This window comes from Micromonospora sp. NBC_01699 (genome assembly GCF_036250065.1).
Lineage (GTDB): Bacteria > Actinomycetota > Actinomycetes > Mycobacteriales > Micromonosporaceae > Micromonospora_G.
Window position 1 is genome coordinate 1435153 of record NZ_CP109199.1, and the last position, 23383, is coordinate 1458535.

The 23383-nt window shown below is 72.1% G+C and carries 22 protein-coding genes; 15 read left to right on the forward strand and 7 right to left on the reverse strand.

What is annotated here, in order from left to right; genetic code table 11:
• Positions 1 to 2: 2 nt before the first annotated feature.
• The gene (locus OG792_RS06495) at positions 3 to 713 is read right to left on the reverse strand and encodes a DUF3515 family protein (RefSeq protein WP_329108304.1); all 711 of its coding nucleotides are present in this window, start codon (positions 711 to 713) and stop codon (positions 3 to 5) included.
• Entirely contained in the window at positions 714 to 947 is a 234-nt protein-coding gene (locus tag OG792_RS06500) for an Lrp/AsnC ligand binding domain-containing protein (protein WP_326560463.1), read from the reverse strand.
• Between the two features lie 192 nt (positions 948 to 1139).
• On the opposite strand from OG792_RS06500, the gene OG792_RS06505 reads away from it, so the two are divergent.
• Positions 1140 to 2078 carry a thiamine-phosphate kinase gene (locus OG792_RS06505; protein ID WP_329108306.1) on the forward strand — a complete coding sequence of 313 codons (939 nt, stop codon included), beginning with the start codon at positions 1140 to 1142 and terminating at the stop codon, positions 2076 to 2078.
• Between the two features lie 137 nt (positions 2079 to 2215).
• Complete coding sequence (locus OG792_RS06510; RefSeq protein WP_329108309.1) at positions 2216 to 2683, forward strand: GNAT family N-acetyltransferase; 468 nt, start codon at positions 2216 to 2218, stop codon at positions 2681 to 2683.
• A gap of 230 nt (positions 2684 to 2913) precedes the next feature.
• On the opposite strand, the gene rpmB is transcribed toward OG792_RS06510, so the two are convergent.
• Positions 2914 to 3105 carry a 50S ribosomal protein L28 gene (rpmB, locus tag OG792_RS06515; protein ID WP_329108311.1) on the reverse strand — a complete coding sequence of 64 codons (192 nt, stop codon included), beginning with the start codon at positions 3103 to 3105 and terminating at the stop codon, positions 2914 to 2916.
• A 199-nt stretch (positions 3106 to 3304) separates the two neighbouring features.
• Between rpmB and OG792_RS06520 the strand changes: the two genes are divergently transcribed.
• Together OG792_RS06520 and recG are read left to right on the forward strand one after the other, a co-directional pair.
• Positions 3305 to 5050: a DAK2 domain-containing protein gene (locus OG792_RS06520; RefSeq protein WP_329108313.1), complete on the forward strand. Its 1746-nt coding sequence runs from the start codon at positions 3305 to 3307 to the stop codon at positions 5048 to 5050.
• Between the two features lie 13 nt (positions 5051 to 5063).
• Positions 5064 to 7310, forward strand: coding sequence for an ATP-dependent DNA helicase RecG (recG, locus tag OG792_RS06525; RefSeq protein ID WP_329108315.1), 2247 nt, complete (start codon positions 5064 to 5066; stop codon positions 7308 to 7310).
• 141 nt (positions 7311 to 7451) lie between these two features.
• Here the strand turns inward: recG and OG792_RS06530 are convergent, their stop codons facing one another.
• Both OG792_RS06530 and OG792_RS06535 read right to left on the reverse strand, forming a co-directional pair.
• Positions 7452 to 8591, reverse strand: a complete 1140-nt coding sequence (locus tag OG792_RS06530; RefSeq protein ID WP_329108317.1) for a cell wall anchor protein — start codon at positions 8589 to 8591, stop codon at positions 7452 to 7454.
• 434 nt (positions 8592 to 9025) lie between these two features.
• Entirely contained in the window at positions 9026 to 10189 is a 1164-nt protein-coding gene (locus tag OG792_RS06535; RefSeq protein WP_329108319.1) for an LPXTG cell wall anchor domain-containing protein, read from the reverse strand.
• A 319-nt stretch (positions 10190 to 10508) separates the two neighbouring features.
• Between OG792_RS06535 and rsmD the strand changes: the two genes are divergently transcribed.
• The 8 genes from rsmD (at position 10509) to mutM (ending at position 16218) form a co-directional block, all read left to right on the forward strand.
• Positions 10509 to 11072 (forward strand): 16S rRNA (guanine(966)-N(2))-methyltransferase RsmD, encoded by a 564-nt coding sequence (gene rsmD, locus OG792_RS06540; RefSeq protein WP_329108321.1) that lies wholly within the window; start codon positions 10509 to 10511, stop codon positions 11070 to 11072.
• Positions 11069 to 11557: a pantetheine-phosphate adenylyltransferase gene (coaD, locus tag OG792_RS06545; protein ID WP_329108323.1), complete on the forward strand. Its 489-nt coding sequence runs from the start codon at positions 11069 to 11071 to the stop codon at positions 11555 to 11557. The genes rsmD and coaD overlap by 4 nt, the downstream gene beginning before the upstream one ends.
• Positions 11558 to 11816: 259 nt before the next feature.
• Positions 11817 to 12314 (forward strand): hypothetical protein, encoded by a 498-nt coding sequence (locus OG792_RS06550; protein WP_329108324.1) that lies wholly within the window; start codon positions 11817 to 11819, stop codon positions 12312 to 12314.
• A gap of 155 nt (positions 12315 to 12469) precedes the next feature.
• Complete coding sequence (locus tag OG792_RS06555; protein ID WP_329108325.1) at positions 12470 to 13033, forward strand: YceD family protein; 564 nt, start codon at positions 12470 to 12472, stop codon at positions 13031 to 13033.
• 5 nt (positions 13034 to 13038) lie between these two features.
• Complete coding sequence (gene rpmF / locus OG792_RS06560; protein ID WP_319458826.1) at positions 13039 to 13212, forward strand: 50S ribosomal protein L32; 174 nt, start codon at positions 13039 to 13041, stop codon at positions 13210 to 13212.
• 113 nt (positions 13213 to 13325) lie between these two features.
• Positions 13326 to 14348: a phosphate acyltransferase PlsX gene (locus OG792_RS06565; RefSeq protein WP_329111135.1), complete on the forward strand. Its 1023-nt coding sequence runs from the start codon at positions 13326 to 13328 to the stop codon at positions 14346 to 14348.
• 19 nt (positions 14349 to 14367) lie between these two features.
• Positions 14368 to 15303, forward strand: coding sequence for a ribonuclease III (gene rnc, locus OG792_RS06570; RefSeq protein ID WP_329108326.1), 936 nt, complete (start codon positions 14368 to 14370; stop codon positions 15301 to 15303).
• A gap of 60 nt (positions 15304 to 15363) precedes the next feature.
• Entirely contained in the window at positions 15364 to 16218 is an 855-nt protein-coding gene (gene mutM / locus OG792_RS06575) for a bifunctional DNA-formamidopyrimidine glycosylase/DNA-(apurinic or apyrimidinic site) lyase (protein ID WP_329108327.1), read from the forward strand.
• A gap of 36 nt (positions 16219 to 16254) precedes the next feature.
• Here mutM and OG792_RS06580 read toward each other — a convergent pair whose 3' ends face one another.
• Positions 16255 to 17157: an endo alpha-1,4 polygalactosaminidase gene (locus OG792_RS06580; RefSeq protein ID WP_329108328.1), complete on the reverse strand. Its 903-nt coding sequence runs from the start codon at positions 17155 to 17157 to the stop codon at positions 16255 to 16257.
• 105 nt (positions 17158 to 17262) lie between these two features.
• The gene (locus OG792_RS06585; protein WP_329108329.1) at positions 17263 to 18030 is read right to left on the reverse strand and encodes a CAP domain-containing protein; all 768 of its coding nucleotides are present in this window, start codon (positions 18028 to 18030) and stop codon (positions 17263 to 17265) included.
• A gap of 370 nt (positions 18031 to 18400) precedes the next feature.
• On the opposite strand from OG792_RS06585, the gene OG792_RS06590 reads away from it, so the two are divergent.
• The 3 genes from OG792_RS06590 (at position 18401) to OG792_RS06600 (ending at position 23210) form a co-directional block, all read left to right on the forward strand.
• Positions 18401 to 18595, forward strand: coding sequence for a hypothetical protein (locus OG792_RS06590; RefSeq protein WP_121158946.1), 195 nt, complete (start codon positions 18401 to 18403; stop codon positions 18593 to 18595).
• A gap of 416 nt (positions 18596 to 19011) precedes the next feature.
• Positions 19012 to 22590 carry a chromosome segregation protein SMC gene (smc, locus tag OG792_RS06595; RefSeq protein ID WP_329108330.1) on the forward strand — a complete coding sequence of 1193 codons (3579 nt, stop codon included), beginning with the start codon at positions 19012 to 19014 and terminating at the stop codon, positions 22588 to 22590.
• Positions 22590 to 23210, forward strand: a complete 621-nt coding sequence (locus tag OG792_RS06600) for an HAD family hydrolase (protein WP_329108331.1) — start codon at positions 22590 to 22592, stop codon at positions 23208 to 23210. Before smc ends, OG792_RS06600 begins: the two co-directional genes overlap by 1 nt.
• Positions 23211 to 23383 lie beyond the last annotated feature (173 nt).

The window sequence follows — 23383 nt, forward strand, 5'->3', positions numbered from 1 at the left end:
GTTCAGGCGGTGCAGCCGGTGGGCTTGGTCATCGCGGACGGCACGGCGGCGACCACCGGATCGGCGACCGGGGCGATCCACTGCAACGGCGGGTCGTAGCCACGGGGCACGGTGACCTGCACCGGCACCTCGCGGTCCACCGTCACGAACACCGTCGCGTCCGTCTGCTGCTGCGCGTGCCAGCAGACCTTGTTCACCACCCAGACCTGGTCGGTCGGCGGGAACGAGGGGAGCGGGCGGCCGCAGGCCACGGTGACCGCCGGATCGCCGTACGCGGCGTTCTGTTCCGGGCCGACGGTGACCGGACGCTGCGCCAACTCGCCGAGGCTCGCCGGGAGCCGGGAGAGCAACGCCCGGCAGACCGTCGCCGCCCGGTCACCGAGCGGTTCGGCGGTCACCGGGACCGGGGCGGTGGACTGCGCCCGTGGCGCCGCCGAGGTGGCCGAGGGTGTCGGATTGGCGGTGGCCTCCGAGGCGGGGGCCAGCCGACCGAAGGCGAACAGCGCCACCAGCACGGTCAGCGGCAGGGCCACCACGGTCGCCCAGATCGCGGCCTGCCGCATCGACCGGTCCGGTGCACCCGCCCCGATCGACGCGTCGCCGCCGGTAGTCGCCCCGGCACCGGTCGGTCCGTCGGCCCCGGTAGTCACGTCGGCTCCGGTCGACGTGTCGGTCCCGGTGGGGTCGCTCGGCTCGGGGACGGGCTGTGTCATCTAGAGCCGCACCACCGAGCAGGTCAGCGTACGGGTGATGCCCGGCACCAACTGGACCTTGCTGACGATCATTTTGCCCAACTCGTCGACCGTGTGTGCCTCGGTGAGAACGACCACGTCGTACGGCCCGGTCACGGCATCGACCCGGACCACACCGGAGATATCCGTGATCTGCGCGGCCACGTCACGCGCCCTTCCGACCTCGGTCTGGATGAGGATGTACGCCTGGACCACGACCCGACCTCCGTCCGCCGCCAAGCGGCTCGACCGTGAAAATACCGTACGGAGTGGGTCGGTTCCCCACCGGTGGTCAAGGGAGGCGCAAGTGAGCGTGCGGAGCGAGCGGATCGGTTGGTGCGGCGTGACGGCGTACCGGCCGGCGTCGGACGATGCCCGGGTGACGGACAGTGGCGCCGGGGCCGGCGCGTGAGCGTGGCCCGGACCGGCGAGTTCGGTCTGATCGCGCGGGTCACCGCCCGGCTGGCCAGCGGCCCGTCGGTGCTGCTCGGGCCCGGCGACGACGCCGCGGTGGTGAGCGCACCGGACGGGCGGGTGGCCGCCTCGACGGACGTGCTGGTCGAGGGGCGACACTTCCGGCGGGACTGGTCCTCGGCGGTCGACGTCGGGCACCGGGCCGCCGCCGCGAACCTGGCCGACATCGCCGCGATGGGAGCCCTGCCGACCGCGTTGCTGGTGGCCCTCTGCATCCCGGCCGACCTGGAGGTGCGCTGGGCCGAGGAACTCGCCGACGGGCTCGGCGCGGAGGCGGCGCTGGTCGGGGCGAGTGTGGTCGGCGGCGACATGTCGGCCAGTCCGACGCTGACCATCGCGGTCACCGCCCTCGGCGACCTGGGCGGCCGGGCGCCCGTCGTCCGCAGCGGTGCGCGGCCCGGCGACGTGGTCGCCCTCGCCGGCCGGGTCGGGTACGCCGCCGCCGGCTACACCGTGCTCTCACGCGGATTCCGTACGCCGAAACTGCTGGTGGAGGCGTACCGGCGGCCGGAGGTGCCGTACCGGGCCGGACCGCAGGCGGCACGACTCGGCGCCACCTCGATGATCGACGTGTCGGACGGGCTGCTCGCCGATCTCGGCCACGTGGCCACCGCCAGCGCGGTCGGCATCGACCTGCGCACCGCCGCCTTCGAACTCCCGGCACAGATGCGGGACGCGGCGCACGCCCTGGGCGTCGACCCGTACGCCTGGGTCCTGGGCGGTGGGGACGACCACGCCCTGGCCGCCACGTTCCCGGCGCACCTGGCCCTGCCGGACGACTGGCGGGTGATCGGGCGGGTGGTCGACGGGAGCGGGCTGACCGTCGACGGCAAGCCCTACAAGGGCCCGACCGGCTGGGACCACTTCCGGTAGCCCCCGTAGACCCCTCGCGCGCTGGCCGGGTTTGGCCTGGTCAACGCCGTTCTCTCGCGGATAACCCGTATTCCGGTGAGATCTTCCTGACCGCGAACTTGATCAGTAAGGGCCGGCTGCGGCCGTACCCTTTACGAGTGAGTGAGATCGAGATCCGCGCGGTGCGCTACGACTCCCTGGTGGCCCAGCAACTCGTCGCCGACGCCCTGGCCGACCTCGGCCTGCGGTACGGCGGCAGCGGCGACGAGACGCCGGTCGAGGCGGGCGATTTCGAGTCGCCGTCCGGGGCGTTCCTGGTCGCGTACCGGGGTGGTGAGCCGGTCGGTTGCGGTGGCTGGCGCAGTCACGGCGACGCGGGCGAGACGGCCGAGCTGAAGCGGATGTACACCACACCGGCGGCCCGGGGACGCGGCGTGGCCCGCGCGGTGCTGACCGCGGTCGAGCGTTCCGCCCGCGAGCACGGCCGCAAACGGCTCATCCTGGAATGCGGCGACCAGCAACCCGAAGCGATCGCCATGTACCAAGCCTGCGGCTACGTCCAAATCGAAAACTTCGGCTACTACCGCGACTCCCCCACCTGCCTCTCCTTCGGCCGCCCCCTCTAACTCCCCCTCCCTCCCTCCCCCCCTCCCTCCCTCCCTCCCCACCCACCTGCTCGGCGATCTAGGGCAAATACGTGTGCATGGAGATCAACAAGCACGTATTTGCCCTAGATCGCGGAAGAGAGGGGGAGGGGGGGAGGGAGGAGGAGGGGGACGCAAGTAGCCGTCGGGTCCTGGGGACCCGACGGCTGGTGCGTGGGGGTGGGCGGTGGTCCGGGGACGCGGGGGACGCGTCAGGCGCGGACGATCTTGCCGGCCTTGATGCAGGAGGTGCAGACCTGCATCTTGCGGGTGTTGCCGCCACCGGCCGGGGTGCGCACGGTCTGGATGTTCGGGTTCCAGCGGCGGTTGGTCCGCCGGTGCGAGTGGGAAACGTTGTGGCCGAAGCCCGGCCCCTTGCCACAGACGTCGCACACGCTAGCCACGGGATACTCCTGGGATTGATCGTTCATGAAGTCGCCGGCAGGGTGCTGTCCGGGCAACCTCGTCAGGCTACCCGATGCCCTGAGCGGCCGGCGAATCGGCTCCACCCGCCCCGACCGGCCGGCCGGGCCGGGCGTCGGCGGGCCGGGCGGCCGTCGCGGCGACGGGCCGGCGTCGGTGCCCACCAGTAGGCTTCACGCCGTGCTGGAGACCCTCGACGCAGCCGCCGTCCGGCGGTGGTGCGCGGGCGGGCTGGCGGCACTCAAACGGCACCAGTCGGAGATCGACGAGCTGAACGTCTACCCGGTGCCCGACGGCGACACCGGCACCAACCTGGTGCTCACCCTCACCTCGGCCCAGCAGGCACTGGCACTCGACCTCGACAACTCGGCGGAGCAGGCACGGACCGGCCCACCCGGGGAGACGGCGGCGGGCGGGCAGAGCCCGCACGGGCGGGTGCTGCGGCTGATGGCGCGGGGGGCGCTGCTCGGCGCGCGGGGCAACTCCGGCGTGATCGTCTCGCAGATTCTGCACGGCCTGGCCGACACGCTCGCCACCACGCCGGCCGTACGGGGGCGGGACCTGGCGCGTGCGCTGGGGGCGGCCAGCGCGGCGGCGTACGCGGCGGTGGCGGTGCCGGTCGAGGGGACCGTACTGACAGTTGTCGCGGCAGCGGCCGACGCGGCGGTTCGGGCCGACACCGACGAGCTGGGCGCGGTGGCCCGGGCAGCCGCCGACGGCGGCGCGGACGCGCTGGCGCGTACCCCCGAGCAGTTGCCGGTGCTGGCCCGCGCCGGGGTCGTCGACGCCGGTGGGCGCGGCCTCTGCGTGCTGCTCGACGCGCTGGTCGAGGTGATCACCGGGGCGGCCCCGCGACGCCCGTCGGCCACCGTCGCGGCACCCGCGCCGGCACCGCCGGTCACCGCCGTCCGGGAGACCGGCGCCGAGACGTACGCCTACGAGGTGCAGTTCCTGCTCGACGCCGAGCCGGCGGCGGTGCGGCGGCTGCGCACGGCCCTCGCCGGGCTCGGCGACTCGCTGGTGGTGGTGGGCGACGAGGCGACGCCCGAGCAGGTCACCACCTGGAACGTGCACGTCCACGTCAACGACGTCGGTGCGGCGGTGGAGGCCGGGGTGAGCGCCGGCCGGCCGTACCACATCTCGGTCGTACGCTTCGCCGACCCGGAGGCCGGTGCCGGGGCACGGGAAGCCGACCGGGACGTACCGGCGGAGGGATCGCCCCTGGACACCGGTGTGCCGGTGGCGGAACCGGCACCGGTGGAGCCGACCCGACCGTCCGGGCGGTCGGCGGTGGTGATGGCGCACGGGGCGGGGCTGGCCGAACTGCTCGCCGCCGAGGGCGCGACCGTGGTCGGGGGCAACCCGTCCACCGGCGAACTGCTCGCCGCCATCAGGTCCACCGGCGCCGCCCAGGTGGTGGTCCTGCCCAACGACCCGAACACGCAGGCGGTGGCGAACGCCGCGGCCAAGGAGGCGCACGGCCACGGGGTGAAGGTCAGCGTGGTGCCGACCCGGTCACCGGTGCAGGCCCTGGCCGCGCTCGCCGTACGCGACCCGGGGCGCCGGTTCGAGGACGACGTCATCGCGATGGCCGAGGCGGCCGGGGCGTGCCGGTACGGCGAGGTCTGCCACGCCAGCCGGGAGGCGCTGACGGTGGCCGGCCGGTGCCAGCCCGGTGACGTACTGGCCCTGGTGGAGGGCGAGGTGCACCTGATCGGCACCGAGCTGGTGTCGACCTGCGCCGGGTTGCTCGACCGGATGCTCGGCGGTGGCGGTGAACTGGTCACCCTGCTGCTCGGTGCCGACGCGCCGACCGGCCTCGCCGACTCCGTACGGGCCCACGTATCGCGCCGCTGGCCGTTCGTGGAGGTGCACGATTATCCCGGCGGGCAGCCGTTCTACCCGCTGCTGGTGGGGATCGAATGAGCGGGGGGAAGGCATGACCGAGCCGTCGGCACCCGAGACGCCACAGACGCTGACGCCCGACACAGCGCTGACGCTGACGCCCGACACGCCGCTGAAGACACCGCTCGGCGACAAGACGGCCAAGGCACTCGCCAGTCATCTCGACCTGCACACGGTCGGTGATCTGCTCTACCACTTCCCCCGCCGGTACGACGAGCGCGGCGAGCACACCGACATCCGGTCGTTGGAGATCGGCGAGCAGGTGACCGTACTCGGCCAGGTGCAGCGGACCACGGTCCGGCCGATGCGGCAGCGGCGCGGCAACCTGCTGGAGGTGATCGTCGGCGACTCCTCCGGCGGCACCCTGACCCTGACCTTCTTCGGCAACCAGGCGTGGCGGGAGCGGGAGCTGCGCTCCGGCCGGTGGGGACTGTTCGCCGGCAAGGTGACCGAGTTCCGGGGCAAGCGGCAGCTCAACGGCCCCGAGTACGTACTGCTCGGCGAGGGTGCGGCCGACGGCGAGGTGGCGGCTGCCGAGGAGGTCGAGGAGTTCGCCGGTGCGCTGATCCCGGTGTACCCGGCCGCGGCGGCGGTGCCGACCTGGGTGATCGCCCGGTGCGTCCGGGTGGTGCTGGACACCGTGACGATGCCCGAGGACCCGCTACCGGGGACGATGCGGGCCAGCCGGAAGCTGGTCGGGCTGGGCATTGCGCTGCGGGAGATCCACCGGCCGGCCACCAAGGAGGACCTGTACCGGGCCCGGCACCGGCTCAAGTGGGACGAGGCGTTCGCCGTACAGCTGACGTTGGTGCAGCGCAAGCATCGCGCGGCGGCGTGGCCGGCGCGACCCCGACCGCCCCGCGACGCCGGCCTGCTGGCCGCCTTCGACGCGCGCCTGCCCTACGAGCTGACCGAGGGTCAGCGTGCGGTCGGCGAGGAGATCGCCACCGACCTGGCCACCGCCCACCCGATGCACCGGTTGTTGCAGGGCGAGGTCGGCTCGGGCAAGACCGTCTGCGCGCTGCGGGCGATGCTCCAGGTGGTGGACGACGGGGGACAGGCGGCGCTGCTGGCACCGACCGAGGTGCTCGCCGCCCAGCATTTCCGGGGCATGCTCGATCTGCTCGGTCCGCTCGGCCGGGCCGGTGAACTGGACGGCGACCCGGCCGGGACGCGGGTCGCGCTGGTCACCGGGTCGCTCGGCGCGGCGGCCCGGCGGGCCGCGCTGGAAGAGGTGGCCGCCGGCCGCGCCGGCATCGTGCTGGGCACGCACGCCCTGCTGTACGAGGGGGTCGACTTCGCCGACCTGGGGTTGGTGGTGGTCGACGAGCAGCACCGGTTCGGGGTGGAGCAGCGGGACGCGTTGCGGGCCAAGGCGGAGCAGCCCCCGCACGTGCTGGTGATGACCGCGACCCCGATCCCGCGCACGGTGGCGATGACCGTCTACGGCGACCTGGAGATCTCCACCCTGGCCCAGTTGCCGCGCGGGCGGTCGCCGATCGCCTCGCACGTGGTGCCGGCGTCGGAGAAGCCGGCGTTCCTGGATCGCGCCTGGCGCCGTCTGCGGGAGGAGGTCAACGCCGGACACCAGGCGTACGTGGTCTGCCCGCGCATCGGTGACGGGCCGGCGTCGGCGGAGGAGGCACCGGCGGACGAGTCCGCGAAGCGGCCCCCGCTGGCGGTGACCGAGGTGGCGCCGTTGCTGGCCGAGGGGCCGTTGCACGGCTTGCGGATCGGGGTGCTGCACGGGCGGCTGCCGGCGGACGAGAAGGACTCGGTGATGCGGTCCTTCGCCGCCGGGGACCTGGACGTGCTGGTGGCGACGACGGTGGTCGAGGTCGGGGTGGACGTACCGAACGCCACCGTGATGATCGTGCTTGACGCGGACCGGTTCGGCGTCTCCCAGTTGCACCAGCTCCGGGGCCGGGTGGGCCGGGGTTCGGCGGCCGGTCTCTGCCTGCTGGTCTCGGAGGCGCTGGAGGGTACGCCGGCCCGCGAGCGGCTGGACGCGGTCGCCTCCACCTCGGACGGTTTCCGGCTGGCGGAGCTGGACCTGGAACAGCGTCGTGAGGGTGACGTGCTCGGTGCCACCCAGTCCGGTCGCCGCTCCCACCTGCGGCTGCTCTCCCTGCTGCGCGACAGCGACCTGATCCGGGACGCGCGGGTCGAGGCGATCACCCTGGTCGAGCAGGACCCGGAGTTGGCCGGTCAGCCGGCGTTGGCCGCCTCGGTGGCCGCCCTGGTCGACGAGGAACGCGCGGAGTACCTGGAGAAGGGCTGACGGCAAAGCACTCGCGGGCGCACCGACCGGATGGTCGGTACGCCCGCGAGCGTTGGTTCAGTTCAGTTCAGTTCGGGTCGTTCAGTGCGGTGCCGGTGCCGGTGCCGGTGCTGGTGCTCCTGCGACGAAGGTCGCCGGTGCTCAGGCGGTGAAGGTCAGCCGGCGACGGCGGGCCACCACGAAGAGCGTGATGCCGATGGCGAGCAGGACCAGGGCCCCACCGGCGATGCCGCCGGCCGCGGCACCGGTGACCGGCAGGCCGCCGCCTTCGCCGCCGCAGTCCGCCGGCTTCTCCCAGGCGATCGGCTCGGCGTCTTCGAGGCCGTCGGCGCTCGGGGTGACGGTCAGGCCCTCGGAGGCCGGGAACTTCGCGGTCTCGGTGGTGCCCGGCGCCACGGTCAGGGTCTTCGGCTCGCCCGTGCTCGGGGTGAGGGTCAGGGTGACCGGCTCGCCGTCCTCCGGGTTGCTGATCATGAAGATGAGTTCGTCGCAGGTGGACTCGTAGCCGCCCACCGGCTCGCCCGGCTCGACGCAGTTCTCCGGCTCGGCCCAGGTGACGGTGCTGCCGACCTGCTGCTCACCCTCGGTGATCTTGATCTCGCCGGCCTCGGCCGGTACGACGATGTCGTCCTTGCTGGCGCCGGGCGCCAGCGTGTACGTCTTGTCGAAGCCGGTGGCCCTGACCCGCAGTACGGCGTCCGCGGTGGCGTCCTCACCGTTGCTGAGGGTCACCTGGACCGTGCCGTCGCAGGCGGACGAGGTGGAGGCGTTCGGGCTGCTCACCTTGGCCGGCGGGGTGGCCGGCGTCTCGGTCGGCGTGGCGCTGGGCGTCGCCGAGGGGGTGGCCTCCGGGCTCTTCTTCTCGCAGGTCCCCTCCAGGGTCACGTTGCCCTCGCGGAGATCCTGCTCGCGGAAGCCGTCGCTCCAGGTGGCCTTCACGTCGAGTTCGGCCTTGACCGTGGTGCCGGGAACCCGCTGGGTGCCGACGATCGGCGTGTCGACCGGGTAGTCCTTGTTGCGGACGATGCCGTCGATCGGGATGTCCCGCGGGGTGGTGCGGATGTAGTGCAGCTTGAACTTGTCGGAGTCGAAGTGCAGGGTGCTCTCGACCTTCCAGGTGACCACCCACTCGCCGGCATCGGTGTCGCAGACGGCGCTACCGGACGGTACGGAGATGTGGGCACTGGCGGGCGCGGCCACGGCGACGGCGGCGGCGAGACCCACGAAGGTGGCCCCGAGTACGGCGAGCGGTCGCCGGAGCGACAGCTTGGGACGAATCACAGGTACTCCTGAAGGGTGAAAGCCTTTGGGGCACGACGGGGGTGGCGAGAATGGCCGCCGCCGGAATGGGCGCGGCGCACGTGGACGCCTCCCCGACGTCGTAAACCGGTCTTGTCCTACCGGCACAGCGCCCGACCCTAGCGACGCCGACGGCGCAGGGACAGCCTTGAGCGGCAGTTAAGGATTCTGTTATCCATTCGAGATAGTCGGCGTGGCGCAAAGTTCGACCGGATTTTGCATCCGGCCACGTGCGCCATATTTTGTATTGGCTCGACTGCGCAGAGCGACCATTGTCGATCGGTCGATCCGGATCGGAAATTTCGGCCGACCCGGATCGGGAAGATTCATGACGCAAATGCCGAGGGCGCGCCGACCGGGTGGTCGACGCGCCCTCGGACTACTGGTTCAGGTGCTGGGTGGAGCGGTCAGTCGGGTCAGGCGGTGAAGCGGACCCGGCGGCGACGGAACACCACGAACAGCACGGCACCCGCGGCCAGCAGTACGGCGGCGGCGGCCGCGATGCCACCGGCGGCGGCACCGGTCAGCGGCAGGGTGGGGCCGTCGTCGCCGGCACCCGCGCCACCCTCGGCGCAGTCGGCGGGCTTCTCCCAGGCGATCGGCCCGCTCTCCTCCATGCCCTCGCTGCTCGGGGTGACGGTCAGGCCCTCCTCGGCGGGGAACTTCGCCGTCTCGGTCTTGCCCGGCTCGACGGTGATCGTCTTGGGCTCGCCCTTGTTCGGGGTGAAGGTGATCGTCACGGTCTTGCCGTTCTCCGGGTTGGTGACCTCGAAGAGCAGCTCGTCACAGGTGGACCCGTAGTTGCCGGTCGGCTCGCCCGGCGGGACGCAGTCCTCGGACTTGGTCCAGGTGTACGAGTCCCCGACGGCCTTGTCGCCCTCGGTGATCTTGATGGTGCCGGCACCGGCGGGCACCACGATCGGCTCACTGCTGCCGTTCGGCGCGACGGTTACCTTCTTGTTGAACTCCTTGGCCGAGACCACCAGCTCGACGTCGTCGGTGGCGTCCTTGCCGTTGCTCAGGATGACCGTCACGGTGCCGTCGCAGTCCGACGAGAAGCTCGCGGTCGGCTTGGTCACCTTGGCCGGCGGCGTCGGGTTGGTCGGCGTGGTCGGGGTGGTCGGCGGGGTCGGCTTCGCACAGGTCCCCTCGAAGGTGATGGTCTTCGAGTAGACGGGCTTTCCGGAGAACTGCGGCCACTTGAGTTCGACCGACAGGCTCGCCGAACTGGCGCTGGCGGGCACCCGCTGTTCGCCGGTCAGCTTGCCCCAGCTGTCCTGGTTCGACATTGCGCCGTTGCGCTTCGGCACCTCGGCGCCGACGGTGATCCCGGTGAGGTTGGTGCCCGCCGGAGTCAGCGAGATCACCTTCTCGATCTTGGCGACCTTGGAGTCCATGTCGTTGAGCACGGTCCAGTCGACGACCCATTCACCGGTCACGGTGTCACAGCGGTGGGTGCCTTTCAGGTCGCCGGCATGTGCGCTCGCGGGGGCGGCGACGGCCAGCGTCGCGGCGAGGCCGACAAAGGTGGCCCCGAGGATGGCGAGCGGCCGCCGCAGCGACAGCTTGGGATGGGTCACGCGTACTCCTGAGGGGGTTAAAAAGCGTCAGGCACGACGTGAGGGAAGGCATGGGCGATCGCTGCCGCGAAGTGGCGCGACCCGCAGTGGCGCCTCCCCAAACGCCGCACACCGGCCAGGCAGAGCCGGCACAGCGCCAGACACTACCGATTACGGGCGTATTGAGACAGTCTTGAGATCATCGGACTAATCCTGTGGCTGATTTGAGACATTTGGTCGACAAAGCGTGTTCGGAGCCTCCCCGACGGTCGACGGGTGGCGCGGCTGTCCGGTCGCGGTCGTCGGCGTACCGTTCTGGGGTGCAGAGCGGGAGTTCACAGTGACCCGGATCGTTGCCGGCACCTTCGGCGGAAGGCGCATCGTCGCCCCGTCGGGCGCCTCCACCCGACCCACCTCGGACCGCGTACGCGAGGCGCTGTTCAGTGCGCTCGACAGTCAGCTCGACCTGAACGGCGCCCGCTTCGCCGACCTGTACGCCGGCTCCGGCGCGGTCGGCCTGGAGGCGCTCTCCCGAGGGGCGGTGCACGTGCTGCTGGTCGAGGGCGACCCGAGGGCGGCCAGGATCGCCCGGGACAACCTCGCCACCCTGCGGGCCACCCCGGCGGCGCGACTGGTCACCGGGAAGGTCGCCCAGGTGCTCGCGAGCGGCCCGGATGGCGGCCCGTACGACGTGATCTTCGCCGACCCGCCGTACGCGGTGCCGAACGAGGAGATCGCCGCGATGCTGACCGCCCTGGTCGAGCGGGGCTGGCTGGCCCCGGACGGGGTGGTGGTGGTCGAGCGGTCGACCCGTACCGGGCCACTGGACGAGGTGCAGGGAATCACTGTCGAGCGCGGCCGGCGTTACGGAGAGACCACTCTTTGGTACGGTCGCGGATCATGAGACGTGCGGTCTGTCCCGGCTCGTTCGACCCGGTCACCAACGGCCACCTCGACATCATCGGGCGGGCCAGTCGACTCTTCGACGAGGTGATCGTCGGCGTGCTGATCAACCAGTCCAAGAGCGGGCTTTTCACGGTCGACGAGCGGATCTCGATGCTGCGCGAGGTGACCTCGTCGTACGAGAACGTCCGGGTCGCCTCGTTCCGTGGCCTGCTGGTCGACTTCTGCCGCGCGCAGCAGGCGACCGTCCTGGTCAAGGGGATCCGGGCGGTGAGCGACTTCGACTACGAGTTGCAGATGGCCCAGATGAACATCGGGCTGGCCGGCGTCGAGACGCTCTTCATGCCGACCAACCCGCTCTATTCGTTCCTCTCGTCGAGCCTGGTGAAAGACGTCGCCAAGTGGGGTGGCGACGTCTCCCCGCACGTGCCCGACCTGGTACGCCGCGCGCTGCGGGAGCGGCTGAACTCGACCGCCCCGGCCTGATCCCGAGTCGGTCCGGCCCGAGCCGGGATCAGGCGGAGTCGGCGGCAACGGCCGACGGTGGGCGTCGATCCCCCGGTGCGGACGGGCGGTCCGGCGCGACAGTCGAGCGCGTGTACCGCACCGGGTGCGGGTGTGCGACGCGCCACGCCGGGCAGTTTGGTCCCCTTGTCCCTCGGGCACCGCATCATTGGTTGAGCAGCAACCCGGTGGGACGCCGCATCATGTAGGTCGGCAGACGAACGACAGGAGTGAGGTACCGGTGGACCCGCTCGACCGCATCGACGAACTCATCAGCATCGTGGAGACGGCCCGTTCCGTCCCGATGTCGCGCACCAACTGCATGGTCGACCGGGCGGACTTCATCGCGGCCCTCGACGAGCTCCGTGGCGAGCTGCCGATCGACCTGCGCCGAGCGGTCGCGCTGCTCGACGAGCGGGACAAGATCATGGATGCCGGTCGACGCGAGGCGGACCGGATCATCAGCGAGGGTGAGGCGGAACACGCCCGGCTGGTGTCCGTGAACGAGATCACCGTCTCGGCCGAGCACGAGGGGGCCCGGATCATCGCCGAGGCGCGGGCCGAGTCGCAGCGGCTGCGCGCGGAGGTGGACGATTACGTCGACACGGCGCTGGCAAACTTCGAACAGTTCCTCACCCGCGCGCTCGCCTCGATCGAGCGGGGCCGGGACAAGATGCACGCGTTGCGCGAGATCGGCACTTTCGCCGGCGAAGAGAGCGAACGCCCACTGCCGTTCTGATCGTCACCATCACCGACCGACGAACGGGCGGCGGGTCCGCCGGGCGACTGCGGCCCGGGGTACGGGGGAGTGCGCTTCCCGGTGCCCCGGTTCGACGCCCGGCCCGCTGCCCAGGTAACCTGTTTCGTCGGCCTCCAACAGGCCGGAGTCTGATTATGCCCAAACACACGCCACGCCAACTCGATCCCAGGTCGCCGCTGGTCCTCGACACGAGGGAACTGCCGCGTCGGCCTGGTGCGTTGCGTACGGTCACGCGGGTGGTACAGGCGCCGGCGGACCTCGGCCTGGAGATGGTCGGCGTGCCGGAGGGCACGGACCTGAGTCTCGACCTGAGTCTCCAGTCGGTGTCCGAGGGCGTTTACGTCTCCGGGACCGTCTCCGGGGCCGTGCAGGGCGAGTGTGGTCGCTGCCTGCGCCAGATCGACGACTCCGTGGTCGTCACGATCCAGGAGCTGTACGCGTACGCGAACAGCACCACGGACGAGACGACCGAGGAGGACGAGGTGGGCCGCATGCAGGGCGACCTGATCGACCTGGAGCCGGCGCTACGGGACGCGGTGGTGCTCGCACTGCCGACCAACCCGTTGTGCCGAGAGGACTGCCCGGGACTGTGCACCGATTGTGGGGTGCACTGGGACGAGCTGCCGGCTGACCACAGCCACCAGCAGATCGACCCGCGCTGGGCGGGCCTGACGCAACTGACCCGTAAAGAGGAGTAGGAACCGTGGCCGTCCCGAAGCGCAAGATGTCGCGCAGCAACACCCGGTCCCGCCGGGCTAACTGGAAGGCCACGGTGGTCGCGACCGTGGCGTGCCCGCAGTGCAAGTCGCCGAAGCTGCCGCACACCGCGTGCAGCGTGTGTGGCACCTACAACGGCCGCCAGGTCCTAGAGGTCTGACGCAGGAACTCGTGACGCTCCCGACTCCGGGTCGGGTCGCGCCCACGCCCTGGCGACTGCCCGGTGCACCGGCTCCCGCCGACGCCAGCCGCAACCTGACGGCCGGCGTCCCAGTGGAGCCGGGCACCGTGCGGATCGCCGTCGACCTCCTCGGCGGGGACGGAGCTCCCGCCGTCGTGGTTGACGGCGCTCTGCGGGCGTTCGGCGCCGACCCCGACCTGCACCTGCTGCTCGTCGGCCCGCCCGAGGCGGCCGACGAGCTGTTGGGCGTTCTGCACCCGGCCGATCGGGACCGGATCTCCGTCCGGCCGGTCCGGCACGGGGTGTCGATGACCGACGACCCGAGGCGGGTCAGCCGGGCCGACACCACCGTCCGGGCGGCGGTCGCCGCGGTGGTCGAGGGGATCGCCGACGCGGTCGTCTCCGCCGGGGCGACCGGTGCCACGGTCACCGCCGCCGTACTCGGGTTCGGGCGCTGGCCCGAGGTCCGCCGACCGGCCCTGGTCGCCACCATGCCGGCACTGCACGGTCCGGTCGTGCTGCTCGACGTCGGTGGCTCGCTGGAGGCCCGACCGGGCACCCTGGCCCGGCACGCCGTGCTCGGCGCCGCCTACGCCACGGTGGTGCACGGGGTGGCCGAGCCCCGGATCGGGCTGCTCTCGGTCGGCACGGAGGCGGGCAAGGGAGACCGGGCCCGCCGGGCCGCCGACCCCGTGCTCACCCTCGCCGCGCTGCCGCCGGGCGCGCGCTACGTCGGCCTGGTCGAGGGGTACGACGTTGCCGTCGGCAGCCGCGCGGACGTGGTCGTCACCGACGGATTCACCGGCAACATCCTGCTCAAGGGGATCGAAGGCGCGTACGCCATGGCGGGTGGGCCACCGGCCAGCGGAGGGGCGCCCCGGGCCGCCGCCCTGCTCGGCGTGGCCGGTACGGTCGTCGTCTGCCATGGCGCGGCACGCGACGATGATCTAGCCTCCGGGATCGCGCTCGCCGCCCACCTGCACCGCCGCGGTGCGACCGTGGCGATCTCCGGGCTGCTCGCCGACCACGCCCGGGACGGCCGCACCACCGAGCGGAGTACGGCCACCGGCCGACCGGGTCATGGCGCCGACGAGCGGACCGAGGAGACTTCATGACCAACACCGAGGTAACCGGATGACCAACGACAAGCGCCGTCGCGCCCCGATCGGGTACCTGGAGGCCGCCTTCGGCGTCAGCCTCGACCCGGAGCTGCTGGAGCGGGCGCTGACCCACCGCTCGTTCGCGTACGAGAACGGTGGGCTGCCGACCAACGAGCGCCTGGAGTTCCTGGGTGACTCGGTGCTCGGTGTGGTCATCACCGCGGCGCTCTTCCACAACCACCCGGACCTGCCCGAGGGGCAGCTCGCCAAGCTTCGGGCCAGCGTGGTGAACATGCGGGCGCTGGCCGACGTGGCCCGTGGCCTCGGCCCGGATGGGCTCGGTCCCTACCTGCTGCTGGGCAAGGGCGAGGAGACGACCGGTGGCCGGGACAAGGCGAGCATCCTGGCCGACACGCTGGAGGCCCTGCTCGGCGCGATCTACCTCCAGTACGGCCTGGACACGGCCGGGATCGTGATCCACCGCCTGTTCGACCCGCTGATGGCGGAGTCGGCCGGTCGCGGGGCCGCCCTGGACTGGAAGACCAGTCTCCAGGAGCTGACCGCGGCGCTCGGTCTCGGGGTGCCGGAGTACCGGATCGACGACACCGGTCCGGACCACGCGAAGACGTTCACCGCCTGGGTGGTCGTCGCCGGCCGGCGGTACGGCGGCGCGGACGGCCGCAGCAAGAAGGAAGCCGAGCAGCGGGCCGCCGAGGCAGCCTGGCGAATCCTGTCCGAACCGGCCGAGCCCGCCGAGCCGGCCGACTCGGCCGTGCCCGCCGCCGGGCCGACCGAGCAGGTCGAGTCCGCCGCCGAGCCGACCGAGCAGGTCGAACCGGCCGAACCGGTGGCCGACGTCGCCGGGGAACCGGTCACACAACCGGCCGCGCTCGACGCGCCGGACGCGGAGCCGGACAGCGCGGAGCCGGACAGCGCCGGGCGGACCGTCGGCACCGCCGACAACCGCTGAGTACGCTCGATCCACGTGCCGTACCGGACGGTTCCCGCGTACCCGGAGTGAGGTAACGAAGTGCCTGAGCTGCCCGAGGTGGAGACGGTCCGGCAGGGCCTCGCCAAGTGGGTCACCGGTCGACGGATCACCGGCGTCGAGGTCCACCACCCGCGTGCCGTACGCCGGCACGTGGCCGGTGACGTGCACTTCGCGGCCGTACTCGCCGGGCGGACGGTGGTCGACGCCTGCCGTCGGGGAAAGTACCTGTGGCTGCCGCTGGACAGCGGCGACGCGGTGGTCGGACATCTGGGCATGTCCGGGCAGTTGTTGCTGCAACCGGCGCAGGCACCGGACGAGACGCACCTGCGGATCCGGTTCGGTTTCGACGACGACGGGCCGGAACTGCGCTTCGTCGACCAGCGTACGTTCGGCGGCCTGTCGGTCTCGGAGGGCGGCGCGAGCCTGCCGGCGGAGATCGCGCACATCGCCCGCGACCCGATCGACCCGGCCTTCTCCGACGAGGGGTTCGTGGCCGCGCTGCGGCGCAAGCGGACCGAGGTCAAACGGGCCCTGCTGGACCAGACGCTGATCTCCGGGGTCGGCAACATCTACGCCGACGAGGCGCTCTGGCGGGCGAAGCTGCACGGCACCCGACCGGCGGACGGGCTCACCGCGCCCGCCGCGCGCCGGCTGCTGGGACACATCCGGGACGTTCTCGGTGAGGCCCTGACGGCGGGCGGGACCAGCTTCGACGCGCTCTACGTCAACGTCAACGGGGAGAGCGGCTACTTCGACCGATCGCTGAACGCGTACGGGCGGGAGGGGTTGCCGTGCCTGCGGTGCGGTGCGGCGATCCGGCGGGAGTCGTTCATGAACCGCTCGTCGTTCAGCTGCCCGCGCTGCCAGCCCCGTCCCCGTACCGTCGCCGGCTGAGCCTCGCCGCCGGCCGGGTCTGCGGCAGCGGGGTCTTCACCGGGCGGGCGGGACGGGCGGGCAGAGTTCGCGCCAGGCGCCGAGGTCGCGTTCCTTGCGAATGGTGGCGAAGCCGTAGCCCTGGGCCGCCGTGCAGAAGTCGTCGGCCAGCGCGTCGTACTCGACCTGGAAGACCGGTTTGCGGTTCTCGACGAACGGCAGCAACTGGTCGCACTCGGCCCGCTGGAAGCACTCCTCGTTGACCGCGAAGTCGAAGTACGGCTCCAGCGCCACCACCTGTTCGAGATCGTTGGTCAGCCCCGGCGACAGCTTCTGCGAGCGGGCCAGCGCGGCCAGCCGACGGTTGAACACGAGCTGGTCGTCGAAGGTGAGCGGGAAACCGGACTCTCGGGCGTACCCGTCCATGTTCGCCGGCATGACCGCGGTGAAGCCCTTGCCGTAGCAGAGCCGGAACCGGTCGGTGATGACCGGCTCCAACGCCGACCACTGCCGGATGTCGAGCCAGCGTTCGCCGTCGACGTCGGCGGGTGCCCCGATCAGGGTCTCCGGGAACCGGTCCGCGTCCGGCCGCTGCGGCTCGTACGTCCCGACGTTGACGTGGCAGACCGCCCGGCGGTCGCGTTCGCGCAGCCGGCGGACGTCCTCGACCGGCGTACGGAACGCGTCGAGCACGAACACCTCGGCGTCGACGTTCGGGTCGAACTCGCCCCGCAACTGCCACTGCCAGGTGGGCGTGGGTCCGAACGGCCAGGGCGGGATGGGCAGCGGCCGGGCCCACTGCGGTACGCACCCGGCCAGCACCGCCAGGACCACCAGCAGCAGTACGGCGCGACCCGACCGGGAGCCGTCGGTCGGGATCGGGGGTGGGTGGGCCGCGCGGGGTCCGGTTCCGGCCGGTTGTCGCGCTCGGAACCGGGGTCCGGGTGCCCGCCCGGGCATGGATCAGTGGGCCGCGGTTGTCAAGAGCAGCACACCCCCTCGTTGTCTACCAACGAGCCGGCCGCCGCTACGGCACGGGCAATCGCCCGCTCACCGCGATCGGGGTCAGACCGCCGTGCCGAACACCTGGGTCCAGTAGAGCCGACCGGCGGAGTTGGCCGCGATCCCGACCCCGATCGCCTTCGCGCCGCAGTTGAGGATGTTCGTCCGGTGGCCCTGGCTGTTCATCCAGCCGTCCATCACCGCCGTCGGGGAGGCGTAGCCCATCGCCACGTTCTCGCTCATCGGGCTGGTGTATCCGGCCCTGCGGGCGCGGTCGACGAACGAGCTGCCGTCGCTGCCGTCGTGCGACATCTTGTCGTGGACGGCCTGGTCCTCGCTGTGCAGCCGGGCGGCCTCGGCCAGCCTGCTGTTGATCGAGACGGAACCGCAGCCGTTGGCCGCCCGCTCCCGATTGACGATCTCGACCACCTGCGCCTCCCGGCTGTCGGCACCCGCACCGGTCACCTTCGGCGCCCGGCTCGGCGTACGGGACGGCGTCGGGCGGGCGGCCGGGGTGGTCGGTCGGGCGACGGGCGACGGGCTGGCACTGGTCGGGGCGGCGCTCGGGGTGGGGGCCGCGCCGAGGATCCCGACGCCGGCCGGGTCGCCCACCGGGTCGGCGACCGGGGCCGGCTCGGCCGCGCCGGGGACGCCGGTCGGCATCAGCGCGGCACCGACCCCGAACAGAACCAGCAGCAGGGTGACCGAGGTGGCCAGGCCGACCGGTCCGGCCAGCCGACGCGGGCCCCGGTGCCGACCGGCGAGGTTTTCCGGTGCCGCGTGCCGCTGCGCCCCGTCGTCGTGGGCTCTCCGCTCGGTTCGCCCGTGCACGCGCGTGCCTCCGGCTGGGTTTCGGGGGTGGGCCGGTGCGGACGCTACGCGGGGCGGCTCGGGCGGGCAACGTCGCTAAGGAAGATCTAAGACAGCGGGGGGTAGCCGGATGACCGAGCAGAGTTAAACTTCAGGAGTCCGAACAGCGATCTTTGTTCGTGCCTCGCGGCGACCTTCGGCTGACAAACCGGTTGACATGAGAGTGATCTGCGCCCGTTCCAACTTGACGAAGCGCGGACATCGGCACACTATATAGGTGTCGCCAGTCGCGCCCAGTCATGCCCGCGTGTTCCTGCGGGCAGGTAGTCGCGAACGAGTTGGGCGCGCGTTGGCCGGCCTTTCCGGCAGCGCATTACAAGGAGACGCAATTATGGCGAAGGCCCTCTACGGCCACGTTGGTGCGGCGCCCGACCGGCGCCTGCTCGACGAGGTCACCCGACTGCGTTCCAGGGTTCAGGCACTTGAGTTCGAGATCACCCGGTTGCGGGCCGACAACGATCGGCTCGAAGCGGCGGTGGCCGAGGCAGACGACCTGCTGCGGCTCGCCGAACCGGCACTGACCTGAGCGCGAGGGCGCCGGGGACCGGCGCCAACCGCCCGTACCTCTGAAACGCACCAGCACCGACCGCGCGCCGACACATTTGTGGCGGCGCGCAGCTTTTTGTCCGGAACAGTACGTCCGGATGTCGCGGGCTCCAGTCACCCTGAGTGGCCGGATCGCCCGCTCGAACCCCCGGTGCCCCGTCCCGCCGCCGTCGAACCGGCGCCGACGAGGCCGCTGCCAGGCATCCGACCCACCTCCCGGTGTGTGCCGCGCCGGCTGGCCGACCAGTTCGGGTTACGCTGCGAGTTGACCAGGTCCCCGCAGCCGGGAGCGGCCGGCCGGCCCCGACGACCGCGGTGGCGACGAGTCCCGGCGGCCGGATGCCCGGTACGGCCGCCCGACAGCACCGGCGCTGACGTCGGACGAGGATCGGCAACGTGTATCTGAAAAGCCTGACGGTGAAGGGTTTCAAGTCCTTCGCCTCCGCGACGACGCTCCGGCTGGAGCCGGGCATCACCTGCGTGGTGGGTCCGAACGGCTCCGGCAAGTCGAACGTCGTCGACGCCATCGCCTGGGTGCTCGGCGAGCACAGCGCCAAGGCGCTCCGCGGCGGCAAGATGGAGGACGTCATCTTCGCCGGCACCGCCGGCCGGGCGCCGCTGGGCCGGGCCGAGGTGACACTCACCATCGACAATACCGACGGTGCCCTGCCGATCGACTACACCGAGGTTTCGATCACCCGCCGGATGTTCCGCTCCGGCGAGAGCGAGTACGAGATCAACGGCAACTCCTGCCGGTTGCTCGACATCCAGGAACTCCTCTCCGACTCCGGCATCGGGCGAGAGATGCACGTCATCGTCGGGCAGGGGCAGTTGGACGCCGTACTGCACGCCAAGCCGGAGGACCGGCGCGCGTTCATCGAGGAGGCGGCCGGCGTACTGAAGCATCGCAAGCGCAAGGAGAAGGCGCTGCGCAAGCTGGACGCGATGCAGACCAACCTCAACCGGCTCAACGACCTGACCGCCGAACTGCGCCGCCAGCTCAAGCCGCTGGGCCGGCAGGCCGAGGTGGCCCGCCGAGCCGCCGCGATCCAGTCCAACCTGCGCGACGCCCGGCTGCGGCTGCTCGCCGACGACCTCGCCAACCTGCGTACCACCCTGGACAAGGAGATCGCCGACGAGGCCGCCCTGCGCGACCGGCGCGAGCAGGTCGAGGCGGAACACACCGAGGTACAGCGGCGGCTGACCGAACTGGAGGAGGCGCTGGCCGAGGACGCACCGCTGCTCACCCGGGCCCAGGAGACCTGGTACCGGCTCTCCGCGTTGCAGGAGCGGTTCCGGTCCACCGAACAGCTCGCCCGGGAACGGCTGCGGCACCTCAGCGCCACCCCCGACGACGAGCGACCCGGCCGCGACCCGGAACAGCTCGCCGCCGAGGCCGAGTCGGTCCGCGCGCACGAAGCCGAACTGCGGGCCGCCCTCACCGACGACCAGGTACGCCTCGCCGAGGCGGTGGAGAACCGCCAGCAGCTCGAACGGCAGCTCGCCGAGGCCGAACGGGCACTGGTCACCGCGGCCAAGGCGATCGCCGACCGGCGCGAGGGACTGGCCCGGCTCACCGGGCAGGTCAACTCCGCTCGGGCGCGTACCGGCAGTGCGGCGGAGGAGATCGCCCGGTTGGCCGCCGCGCACAACGACGCCCAGGGGCGGGCCGAACGGGCGCAGGCCGAGGTGGACACGGTAGCCGCCCAGTCGACCGAGGCCGAACGGGACAACGCCGACCTGGACGCCCGGCACGCCGAGGCGCAGGCCGCGCACGAGGCCGCGAACGCAGGCGTACGGGCGCTGTCGGACGCCGAGCGCCGGGCGGAGAAGGACGCGGCCACCTGGAAGGCGCGCGAAGAGGCGCTGGCCATGGGGCTGCGCCGCAAGGACGGTGCCGGGGCGCTGCTGGCCCGCGCCGACCAGGTGCCGGGGCTACTCGGCGGGCTGGCCGGGATGCTGACCGTCGCGCCCGGCAACGAGGCCGCGTTGGCCGCCGCACTCGGTGCGCTCGCCGACGCGGTGGCGGTCAGCGGCGTCGACGAGGCCGCCGAGGCGATGCGACTGCTCAAGATCCAGGACGCCGGTCGGGCCAGCCTGCTGGTCGGCGGTGCCGCCGGACCCGGCATGATCGGCTCGCTGGACGCACTGCGCCCCGCCCTACCCGACGGCGCACGCTGGGCGCCGGACCTGGTCGGCTGCCCCGACGACATCCGCCCGGCGGTGCACCGGGCGCTGCGCGACGTCGTACTCGTGAACGACCTTGAGGCGGCGACCCGGCTGGTCGGGGACAACCCGGAGCTGCGCGCGGTCACCCCGGACGGGGACGTCGTCGGCGCCTACGCCGCCGCCGGTGGCTCGGCGAAGGCGCCGAGCTTCATCGAGGTGCAGGCCGCCGTCGAGGAGGCCCGGACCAACCGGCTCACCGCCGAGGCGACCATCGCCGAACTCACCGGACAGCTCGCCGACGCCCGCGCCGAGGTCGCCGAACGCAAGGACGCCGTCACCGCCGCCGCCGCGGTCAAACGGGATGCCGAGGGGCAGCGCAACGCCGCCGCCCGCCGGCTCGCCGAACTCGGCGCCGCCGCCCGCTCGGCCAAGGCCGAGACCGACCGGCTCGGCCAGTCCCGGGCCAAGGCCGAGGAGGCCCGCGACCGCGACCTCGCCGGACTGACCGAGCTGGAGGAGCGGCTGCGGCTGGCCGAGGCGACCCCGATCGACGCCGAACCGTCCACCGAGGAACGCGACGAACTCGCCCGCTACCTGCCGCCGGCGCGGCAGAACGAGATGGAGGTCCGGCTCGCCGTCCGTACCGCCGAGGAACGCGTCGCCGCCATCGCCGGCCGGGCCGACTCGCTGATCCGGCAGGCGAACGCCGAACGGGCCGCCCGCGAGCGCGCCGCCGCCCGCCGGGCCGCCCGTACCCGAGGCGCCGCGATCGCCCGCGCCGTCGAGTACGGCGCCCGCGAGGCGCTCACCCGGGTGGTGGCGTCGCTCAGCGCCGCCGAGCGGACCCGCGACGAGGTGGCCCGCGCCCGCGCCTCCCGCGAAGCCGAACTCCAGGAGGCACGCGGCGCCGCCAAGCGGCTCGGCGCCGACCTGGAGCGGCTCACCAGCGCGGTGCACCGCGACGAGGTCGCCCGCGCCGAACAGCGGATGCGGATCGAGCAACTGGAGATCAAGGCCGCCGAGGACTTCGCCCTCGACGTGGAGACGCTGATCAGCGAGTACGGCCCACAGCAGCTCGTACCGCCGACCCCGGCGGACGTGGCCATGGCCGAGCGGGACGGTACGCCGGTCCCCGAACCGATCCCGTTCGAGCGCCCGGTGCAGGAGAAACGGGCCGCCAAGGCGGAACGGGAACTCGCCCTGCTGGGCAAGGTCAACCCGCTCGCGCTGGAGGAGTTCGCCGCCCTCGAAGAGCGGTTCAAGTTCCTCTCCGAACAGCTCGAAGACCTCAAGGCCACCCGCCGTGACCTGCTCACCGTGGTCAAGGACGTGGACGAACGGATCCTGGAGGTCTTCGCCAGCGCGTTCGCCGACACCGCCCGCGAGTTCGAGCAGGTGTTCACCGTGCTCTTCCCCGGCGGCGAGGGGCGGCTGATCCTCACCGAGCCGGACGACCTGCTCACCACCGGCGTCGAGGTCGAGGCCCGCCCACCCGGCAAGAAGATCAAGCGGCTGTCGCTGCTCTCCGGCGGCGAGCGGTCGCTGACCGCGGTCGCCATGCTGGTGGCGATCTTCCGCGCCCGGCCCAGCCCGTTCTACATCATGGACGAGGTGGAAGCGGCGCTCGACGACGTCAACCTCGGTCGTCTGATCACCCTGATGGCGCAGCTCAGGGAGAAGAGCCAGCTCATTATCATCACCCACCAGAAGCGCACCATGGAAGTGGCCGACGCGCTGTACGGCGTCACCATGCGCAACGGGGTCACCGAGGTGATCAGCCAGCGGCTCAGCAGGGAAGAGGACTGATGGCTCGGGAAAAGGCCACCGCACTGCTCGTCGACCTCGACGGGGTACTGCGCCAGTGGGATCCGGCGGTCAACGAGGCGGTGGAGCGGGAGTTCGGCCTGCCGGCCGGGGCGCTGCTCGACACCGCGATGCGCTGGTCACTGCTGCAACCGGCGGTCACCGGCCAGATCAGTCACCTCGACTGGATGGCCGGCGTCGCGGACGCGCTGGCGGAGGCGGCCGGCAGCCGCGAACGGGCACTGGCCGCCGTCGACCAGTGGCAGGCGTACCGGGGCGAGGTCGACCAGGAGGTGCTCGGCTTCGTCCGGGAGGTACGCGCGGGCGGCGTACGGGTCGGGCTGGCCACCAACGCCACCGACCGGCTCGACACCGACCTGGCCGAGTTGGGGCTGCTGGACGAGGTCGACCTGGTGCTCAACTCGTCCGTACTCGGGGTGCACAAGCCGGCGAAGGAATACTTCCAGACCGCCTGCCAGGCACTGGCAACCCCACCCGCGCGCGTCCTCTTCGTCGACGACGACGACCGCGCGATCCGCGGCGCCCGCACCGCCGGCCTCTCAGCCCACCGCTGGACCGCCCCCACCGACCTCCCCTACCTCCGCGCCGCCCTAACCCCGTAACCCCCCCCGGCTCCCCGCCCCCGCCCCTTCCGCCGCGTTGATCTTGCAGTTGTGGTCGTGGACATAACGCCCAAAAGGGTTTAATCCATAGCCACAACTGCAAGATCGACGGGGCTGGGGGTGGGGTGGGGCGGCGGGGTGGGGTGGGGGGCGGGCGGGGTGGGAGCGGGGGT